This window comes from Rhodococcus sp. EPR-157 (assembly GCF_001647195.1).
Taxonomy (GTDB): domain Bacteria; phylum Actinomycetota; class Actinomycetes; order Mycobacteriales; family Mycobacteriaceae; genus Rhodococcoides.
Window position 1 is genome coordinate 1 of sequence record NZ_LVCV01000430.1, and the last position, 8,239, is coordinate 8,239.

Consider the following 8,239-nt stretch of genomic DNA (forward strand, 5'->3'; position numbering starts at 1 on the left):
CCCAGTCGTTCTCGTCGAGCGGATCTTCGATGGAGACGAGCGGGTAGGCGTCGACGAGTTCGCCGTAGAACGCCGACATCTGCTCGGCCGACTTGGTCTCACGCTCGAAGGCGTAGCCGGTACCCGCGGTGTAGAACTCGGTGGCCGCGACGTCGAGCGCAAGCGCGATGTCCTGACCGGGCTTGAGACCGGTCTTCTCGATGGCCTCGAGGATGAGGTCGAGCGCAGCCTTGGTGCCGGCCAGGTCGGGAGCGAAGCCGCCCTCGTCGCCGAGACCCGTCGACAGGCCCTTTGCCTTGAGGACGCCCTTGAGCGAGTGGTACACCTCGGCGCCCCAGCGCAGGGACTCCTTGAAGGTCGGCGCACCAATCGGCGCGATCATGAATTCCTGCACGTCGACGCCGCTGTCTGCGTGAGCGCCACCGTTGATGATGTTCATCATCGGGACCGGCAGAATGTGGGCGTTGGGGCCACCGAGGTAGCGGAAGAGCTCGAGGCCTGCGGACTCGGCAGCGGCCTTGGCGACGGCCAGCGACACGCCCAGCAGGGAGTTCGCGCCGAGACGAGACTTGCTCGGGGTGCCGTCGAGATCGAGCAGAACCTGGTCCACAGCCCGCTGCTCGATGGCGTCGAGGCCGATGACGGCCGGAGCGATCTCGTCGAGAACTGCGTTGACTGCCTTCTCGACGCCCTTGCCGCCGTAACGCTCGCCGCCGTCACGAAGCTCGACGGCCTCGTGCTCTCCGGTGGATGCGCCGGAGGGGACTGCCGCACGGGTCAGGGTTCCGTCGTCCAATGCGACCTCGACCTCGACCGTGGGGTTGCCACGGGAGTCGAGGATCTCGCGAGCTCCGACCTGCTCAATGATGGCCACGAATGCTTCTCCTAGTAACGGGGACGGGCGGATTGTGCCGGGTGTCAGACTAGCCGCTCCGAGGATGTCTCCGCATACTTCACCGACGTTAGGCGCTGGTTCCGACGGAGTAGGCGGAGGCAGCGTCGCGAACATCCCGGAGGTAGACGCCGGATTGGTTGTAGGCCATCAGCGCTCGTTCCCAGCCCTCGGCGGTGCGCAGATCGCCGCCGCGAGCGCACAGGTATCGAGCGGCGGTGAGGGCGGCGTCGTCGAGGTTGTCCGGGTCGGCAATTGCGTCACCGTTGGCGTCGACGCCCCACTTCTTCCAGGTCTCGGGGATGAACTGCATCGGTCCCATCGCGCGGTCGTGGACGGTGTCGCCGTCGAGCACCCCACCGTCCGTGTCCGGAATTTCGGCGATTCCCGGACCGCCGTCGAGTGGGATTCCGCGGATCACGGGGAACACGGTGCCGTCGGGCGCGACGGTCGAACCCTGATAGGTGCCGTGTCGGCTCTCGATGTAGCCGATGCCGGCGAGAGTTGTCCAGGCGATGCCGCATCCTGGCGAGGTATCGGACATGATCGCCGCCGCGTGGGCGTACGCGGCAAGTGCCGGTGCCGAGATGTTCAACGCGTCTGCCTGCGGATCTGCCCAGGCGAGCAGCAGATCGGCAGTTCGGCCTTGGGCGTTGAAGTCGATTTCCGGGACGGGTGTGCCTACCCCGGGTGGAATGCCCTCGGGAATGTCGCGCGGCGGTTCCGTCGAGCCGCAGGCCGCCACAACCAGAACCGCGGACAGCACGGTGAGCACCCAGCCCAGACGACTCTTCACTCCTCCCATCCTGCACATCAAAAGTAATAAATACCTAAAGCGCGACATATGCGCAGGTCAACGCGGTAGCGCCCCTTCGCGAAGGGTGTATGTTTCTGTCATCCACATGAGGGTCGCCTACCCTTGTTTCCATCGCACAGGAGCATTTCTCGTGTCCGTACTCGCCGCCGGTTCGGCACCTTCGATCGCCACGCAGATGTTCGGCAGTGGTTTGATCGGGCTTCGCGAAGGCCTCGAGACAGGCATCGTCGTGATGATCCTGGTGGCGTTTCTCGTGAAATCCGACCGCCGCGACGCCCTGAAGTGGGTGTGGTTGGGCGTCGGAATCGCCGTCGCGATGGTTGCCCTGATCTTCTTCGTCATCCACTACGGCACCTCGACGGTCACCGGCCTCACCGCCGAGATCATCGCCGGGCTCGCATCCCTCGTGGCCGTGGCCATCGTCACGGCGATGGTGCTGTGGATGCGCACTGCCGCCAAGGACATGTCAGGTGAGCTGCGCTCCGGGATGGAGCGGGCACTCACCGTCGGGCCGATCGCTGTTCTGTCGTTGTCCTTCTTCGCCGTGGGTCGCGAAGGCGTCGAGACCGCGCTGCTGATGGTCGGCTATGCGGAGAACACGAACGGAAGTCTCTGGCCGCTGCTCGGATTGCTCTTCGGCATCGTCGTCGCCGCTGTGCTCACCGTGTTTCTGTACTTCGGCGCCATTCGGATCGACTTCGCCGTGTTCTTCAGATACACCGGCATCTTTCTCATCGTCGTCGCCGCAGGAATTCTGGCGTACGGAATTCGGGCGCTCCAGATCGGCGGGCTACTTCCAGGTGGCAGCTCCATCGCGTTCGACATCACCGCCCACTACGACGCCTCGAGCTGGTACGGGACCGTACTCGCCGGCATCTTCAACTTCCGACCCGAACCGACCGTCCTTCAGGCCGTCGGTTGGCTGCTCTACCTCGTCATCGTTCTGTTCCTGTTTCTCCGGCCGGTTCGCGTTCCCGAGCCCGCACTCACCTCATGAAAGGCGTCGTCTCGATGCGTCGTACCACTTTCGCTTTGGCCGCAGTCGCGGTTCTACCCTTGGCTCTGGCCGGCTGCACGGAGAAGTCCTCGTCCGAGGCCGGCTCCGAAGACATCGCCGTGACGGCCACCGACACCACGTGTGAGGTCGGGAGCGCCGAGGGAACCACCGGAAACTCCACGTTCCAGATCACCAACAACGGCAGCAAGGTCACCGAGTTCTACGTCTATGGCGAAGGAGACCGCGTCATGGGCGAGGTCGAGAACATCGGCCCCGGCCTGACGCGTCAGCTCATCGTCGCGCTCCCCGACCCCGGCACCTACCAAACCGCCTGCAAAGCAGGAATGGTCGGCGACGGTATCCGCGCGAACTTCGTCGTCACCGGCGACGCGGTACGTCAGGCCGACGAGGACGGACTGCTCGCTGAAGCCGCGACGGGCTACAAGCGCTACGTCGTCAGCCAGGTCGACGCGCTGCAGGAGACCACCGCGTCGTTCGTCGCCGCCGTCAAGAGCGGCGACATCGAATCCGCCAAGGCCCAATTCCCCATCACCCGTAGCTACTACGAGCGCATCGAGCCTGTCGCCGAGAGCTTCCCCGACGATCTCGACCCGCGCATCGACCTGCGTGAGCCCGACGTCGAGCCCGGCGCCGAGTGGACCGGTTTCCACCGCATCGAGAAGGACCTGTGGACACAGGGGCTTCAGCCCGACACCAATGCAATGGCTGATCAGCTGCAGGCCGACATCGCCGAACTGGCCGAGAAGGTCAAGGCCGACGACTTCACCATCGACCCGATCCAGGTTGCCGGTGGCGCCCAGGGACTGCTCGACGAGGTCGCGAAGACCAAGATCAGTGGTGAGGAGGACTTCTTCTCGCACACCGACCTGTGGGACTTCCAGGCCAACGTCGACGGCTCTCAAGCTGCGGTCGCAGCCGTCCGTCCGATCATCGATCAGAACGAGGCCGAACTCGGCACCGCGATCGACGCCCGGTTCGCCGAGCTCGACGCCGAACTGGCGAAGTACCGTAGCGGCGACGGCTTCGTGTTCTACGACACCGTGACCGAACAACAACGCCAGGAACTTTCGAACAAGATCGACGCGCTGTCTGCCGAAGTGAGCCAGGTGCAGGGTGTCGTTGCAGGACAGTAATCCCCCACAGAAGTCGGGCTTTTCCCGACGGCGCCTCTTCGGTGCCGTCGGGGCCGGAGCTGCCCTCGTCGGCGCGGGTGCCGTCGGTGGCTACGCCGCTGGTTCTTCGTCCTCCGATGCGGCATCGGACGTCGTGGACTTCCGCTGCGACCACCAAGCCGGCATCGTCACACCTGCTCAGGACCGCATGCACTTCGTCGCGTTCGACATCACCACGGATTCGCGGGACGACTTCGTCGCGATGCTTCGGGAGTGGACCGAGATGGCGGAGCGCATGGTCCGCGGTGAAGAGACGTTCGTCGACGGTGCCATCGGGGCCGGTGAATACAAGCCACCCTCCGATACCGGTGAGGCACTGGGCCTGTCGGCATCGTCGCTGACGCTGACGATCGGATTCGGGCCGGGCCTGTTCGACCGCTTCGGCCTGTCGGAGTTCCGTCCGGCATCGTTGGCCGATCTACAGCACTTCCCGGCAGACAACCTCGACGCTCGTCGCTCCGGCGGCGATCTGTGCATCCAGGCGTGCGCCAACGACCCTCAGGTCGCTGTCCACGCGATCCGCAATCTGGCACGCGTCGGCTTCGGGACAGTGTCCGTCAAGTGGTCGCAGCTCGGCTTCGGACGTACGTCGTCGACGTCGACCACCCAGGCGACACCGCGAAACCTGTTCGGATTCAAGGACGGAACGGCCAACCTGAAGGCCGAGGACCCGGCGATGCTCGACGAGCACGTGTGGGTCTCACCGACCGACGACCAGGAATGGATGGCCGGCGGCTCCTACCTCGTCGCCCGGCGGATCCGGATGCTGATCGAGTCCTGGGATCGCACCGTGCTCAACGAACAGGAACGAGTCATCGGGCGCAGCAAGGGCTCCGGCGCACCGATGGGACTGAAGGACGAATTCGATCCACTCGACCTGGACTCGAAGGGGCCCAAGGGATTGCTGATCGACGAAGCAGCCCACGTGCGATTGGCGTCCAAGGAAGAACTCGGCGGTATCCAAATCCTCCGGCGGGGGTACAACTTCACCGACGGCTCCGACGGCTTCGGCCACCTCGACGCCGGACTGTTCTTCATCGCGTACTGCCGTGATCCGCTAAAACAATTCGTGCCCATGCAACTCTCCCTCGCTCGCAAGGATCTGCTGAACGAGTACATCCAGCACGTGGGGTCGGCGGTCTTCGCCTGCCCCCCGGGGTTGGGTGTGACGGACTATTGGGGTTCGACGTTGTTCGGTTGAGCGTGAGTTTCCCCGGCCCCTCATCGCTTGAATGGTCCATCCATACGGTCAGATAGCGTGGGTGCGACATCCAAGCGGTGGATCGCCGGTCCCCTCATCGCTTGAATGGTCCATCCATACGGTCAGATAGCGTGGGTGCGACATCCAAGCGGTGAACTGGGCCCGTATTGACCACGCGATGAGTTTCCGAGCTCGGCCAGGTCTACACCCCGTACGATATCGACGACGGCGGGAGCACACATGGCACAGCTACTACGAGTTCAGAATTTCTGCATCGCCAGCGACGGAGTCGCGGCAGGTGTCGACCAGAGCTTCGAGAATCCGTTCGGGCTCGACCATCGTGACCTGGTCACGTGGGCTGGCGCCACCGCAAGCTGGCCGAACCGCACCGAACCCGGCGGTACCCGTGGACTGGACGACTACTTCACCCGCGACTTCACCCACAACATCGGCGCCGAGATCATGGGCCGAAACAAATTCGGATTTCAGCGCGGACCCTGGGCCGATCACGAATGGCAAGGCTGGTGGGGCGACGAGCCGCCGTTCCATACGCCGGTCTTCGTGCTCACCCACCACGTGAGACCATCGATCACGCTCAGCGACACCACCTTTCACTTCATCGACAGCAGTCCCGCCGAGGTCTTGAACGAAGCGAAACAAGCCGCACTCGGGAAGGACGTCCGACTCGGCGGCGGCGTCACCACAATCCGGGAATTCCTCGACGCCGACCTCGTCGACACCATGCACATCGCGGTCGCACCCGTCGAAGTCGGATCCGGTCTGAAGCTGTGGGAATCTCCCGACGAACTCGAGGACCGTTTCGAACACGAGGTCGTCCCCAGCTCGAGCGGCATTTCGCACCACCTCTTCTGGCGGAAGTAGCAAACCCCTCGGAGTCGTGTACCAAGTGTGGTGACCGAATGTCTCATTCGGTCACCCACCGGGCACCGAATGTCTCATTCAGTCACCCTGGGAGCGACCCAACACCGCTCGGATGGTCCATCCATACGATCAGATAGCGCCGAAGGTCCATTCAAGCGAAAGGGGGGCGGACAAACAGCAAACTACCGCCGACCCCAGTTCTCTATCCACTCGATAGCCGTGAGCTTGCCCGGCTGCGCGCCGTGGACCTGGGCGGACGTTTCGGCACCACGGACGCGCTGGGCGAAGTCCAACACGTTGCGCCGCAGCAGGTCTTCCGCACTCTCGCCGCCGTGACTGTGGTCGTCGCCGATGTGTACGACGCGCAACTCTTCGGGGACGAGTTCGTCGGGCAGACCTGCCTTCTTCGCGCGGGAGACGACCTTCTGCGTCAGCGCGAGGGCGGGCTGGGCGAGCGCGACTCCGTCGAGGCAGGAGCCTCGCGCCTTCTCCGACGCCTTCTTCTCTTCCCATGCCTTCTCTTGTGCTGCAACGTCGATCGGGCCGGTGGAGCCGTCCGTCAGGTGCGGTGTCCGATGGGTCAGCTTCGCGACCAGGCCCGCTGCCACGTCGTCGACGTCGAACGAATTCTCTGCGGCATCCTGAGCGATCCGGGAGTGGAACAGCACCTGCAACAGGATGTCGCCGAGTTCTTCCCTGAGGTCGACGAGGTTGCCGCTGTGAATGGCATCGAGGAGCTCGTACGTCTCCTCCAAGAGATAGCCGCTCAAGGATACGTGCGTCTGCTGCGCTTCCCACCCGCCGATCGTCCGCAGCCGATCCATCAGTACAACGGCCGCGATGAGGTCGTCGCCCGGCAGCTTCGGCGACGCGATGACGCGTTCACCGTGCCGAATCCGTTCCTGCACATCAGGGTTGGACAGATCGGTACTGACCAGAACCTCGGCCGAACCGTCCCCGTGCGCGGTTCCCGAAAACAGCCAGCGCGTACGCACCGGCACTTCTTCGGTGAACTGCACGACACCGCTGAGGAATTCGATCGCTTCGGCCGGGACCATCGTCGGCCGGACGGGATCGAGCAGAACGACCGTCATCACACCCCCACAGTCTGCTCCAGCAACACCGAACGTGACGGCTTACCATCGAGCGAGAGCATGAGATCGGCGATGTACTGGATCAGTTCGACGTCGCGAACTCGTGCCGCACCGACACCCCCACCTTCGACACGCGGAAGCGGTAGTTGCACAACGCCGGTCGTCGCACGGTAGGCGGCGTTCGGGTACAGACGCTTGAGACGAATCTGCTTCGAATCCGGCAGCTCCATCGGCGCGAGCTTGATCTGAGTACCGGAGACGTTGACGTCGGTGAGCCCGTACTCCTTGGCGATGAGCCGCAGTTTCGCCACCGACACGAGACGTCCCACTTCTTCCGGCAGAGGGCCGTAACGATCCACCATCTCGTCGATGACAGCAGCTATCCCCTCGGAATCGGCTGCAGCAGCTAGCTTCCGGTATGCCTCGAGACGAAGCCGATCACTGGTGACGTAGTCGGGAGGGATGTGGGCGTCGACCGGAAGATCGATGCGCACTTCCTTCGGCGCCTCGTCCGTCGTGATCGGCTTTCCATCCATTACTGCCCGATACGCCTCGACTGCTTCGCCGACGAGCCTGACGTACAGATCGAATCCGACGCCCGCGACGTGACCGGACTGCTCGGCACCGAGAACGTTTCCAGCGCCGCGGATTTCGAGGTCTTTCATCGCGACGGCCATGCCCGCACCGAGGTCGGAGTTCTGCGAGATGGTCGCCAGCCTGTCGTAGGCCGTTTCGGTGAGCGGCTTCTCGGTCGGATACAGGAAGTATGCGTACCCACGTTCGCGGCTACGCCCGACGCGGCCGCGCAACTGATGCAGCTGCGACAGTCCGAGGGAATCACTTCGCTCGACGATCAACGTGTTCGCATTCGAAATGTCGAGGCCCGTTTCGATGATGGTCGTACACACCAGAACGTCGGTCTCACGCTGCCAGAATCCTTGCACCGTCCGCTCGAGCGTCTCCTCGTTCATCTGACCGTGCGCGGTGGCGACACGCGCCTCGGGCACCAGATCACGAATCTTCTTGGCAGCCTTGTCGATCGAGCTGACTCGGTTGTGCACGAAGAAGACCTGACCGTCACGAAGCAACTCACGACGAATGGCCGCGGCGACCTGCTTGTCGTTGTAGGCACCCACGTAGGTCAGAACCGGGTGCCGCTCTTC

8 protein-coding genes are annotated in these 8,239 nt (G+C 63.8%); 4 read left to right on the top strand and 4 right to left on the bottom strand.

The features are described from left to right. Window positions 1-874, bottom strand: an 874-nt coding sequence (eno, locus tag A2J03_RS20040) for a phosphopyruvate hydratase (RefSeq protein WP_068377529.1), incomplete at its 3' end; no start/stop codon positions are given. An 88-nt stretch (window positions 875-962) separates the two neighbouring features. After that, window positions 963-1,697 (bottom strand): lytic transglycosylase domain-containing protein, encoded by a 735-nt coding sequence (locus A2J03_RS20045; RefSeq protein WP_068377531.1) that lies wholly within the window; start codon window positions 1,695-1,697, stop codon window positions 963-965. A 142-nt stretch (window positions 1,698-1,839) separates the two neighbouring features. Here A2J03_RS20045 and efeU point away from each other — a divergent pair, with 142 nt between their 5' ends. The 4 genes from efeU (at window position 1,840) to A2J03_RS20065 (ending at window position 5,982) form a co-directional block, all read left to right on the top strand. Beyond that, window positions 1,840-2,706 carry an iron uptake transporter permease EfeU gene (efeU, locus tag A2J03_RS20050; RefSeq protein WP_068377533.1) on the top strand — a complete coding sequence of 289 codons (867 nt, stop codon included), beginning with the start codon at window positions 1,840-1,842 and terminating at the stop codon, window positions 2,704-2,706. A gap of 14 nt (window positions 2,707-2,720) precedes the next feature. Further along, a complete protein-coding gene (efeO, locus tag A2J03_RS20055) occupies window positions 2,721-3,860 on the top strand; it encodes an iron uptake system protein EfeO (protein WP_068377544.1) in 1,140 nt (379 codons plus the stop codon). Beyond that, window positions 3,841-5,100: an iron uptake transporter deferrochelatase/peroxidase subunit gene (gene efeB / locus A2J03_RS20060; RefSeq protein ID WP_068377536.1), complete on the top strand. Its 1,260-nt coding sequence runs from the start codon at window positions 3,841-3,843 to the stop codon at window positions 5,098-5,100. The genes efeO and efeB overlap by 20 nt, the downstream gene beginning before the upstream one ends. Window positions 5,101-5,340: 240 nt before the next feature. Then, complete coding sequence (locus A2J03_RS20065; RefSeq protein ID WP_068377539.1) at window positions 5,341-5,982, top strand: dihydrofolate reductase family protein; 642 nt, start codon at window positions 5,341-5,343, stop codon at window positions 5,980-5,982. Between the two features lie 182 nt (window positions 5,983-6,164). Here A2J03_RS20065 and A2J03_RS20070 read toward each other — a convergent pair whose 3' ends face one another. Further along, complete coding sequence (locus tag A2J03_RS20070; RefSeq protein WP_068377541.1) at window positions 6,165-7,076, bottom strand: MazG family protein; 912 nt, start codon at window positions 7,074-7,076, stop codon at window positions 6,165-6,167. After that, window positions 7,076-8,239 (bottom strand): TRCF domain-containing protein (locus tag A2J03_RS20075; RefSeq protein WP_269455226.1); only part of this gene is annotated, 1,164 nt, incomplete at its 5' end. The genes A2J03_RS20070 and A2J03_RS20075, both read right to left, overlap by 1 nt.

Bases quoted from the DNA above. Each gene is read 5' to 3' on its own strand.
- A2J03_RS20070 (WP_068377541.1), bottom strand. From the start codon at position 7,076: ATGACGGTCGTTCTGCTCGATCCCGTCCGGCCGACGATGGTCCCGGCC.
- A2J03_RS20045 (WP_068377531.1), bottom strand. From the start codon at position 1,697: ATGGGAGGAGTGAAGAGTCGTCTGGGCTGGGTGCTCACCGTGCTGTCC.
- efeO (WP_068377544.1), top strand. From the start codon at position 2,721: ATGCGTCGTACCACTTTCGCTTTGGCCGCAGTCGCGGTTCTACCCTTG.
- A2J03_RS20065 (WP_068377539.1), top strand. From the start codon at position 5,341: ATGGCACAGCTACTACGAGTTCAGAATTTCTGCATCGCCAGCGACGGA.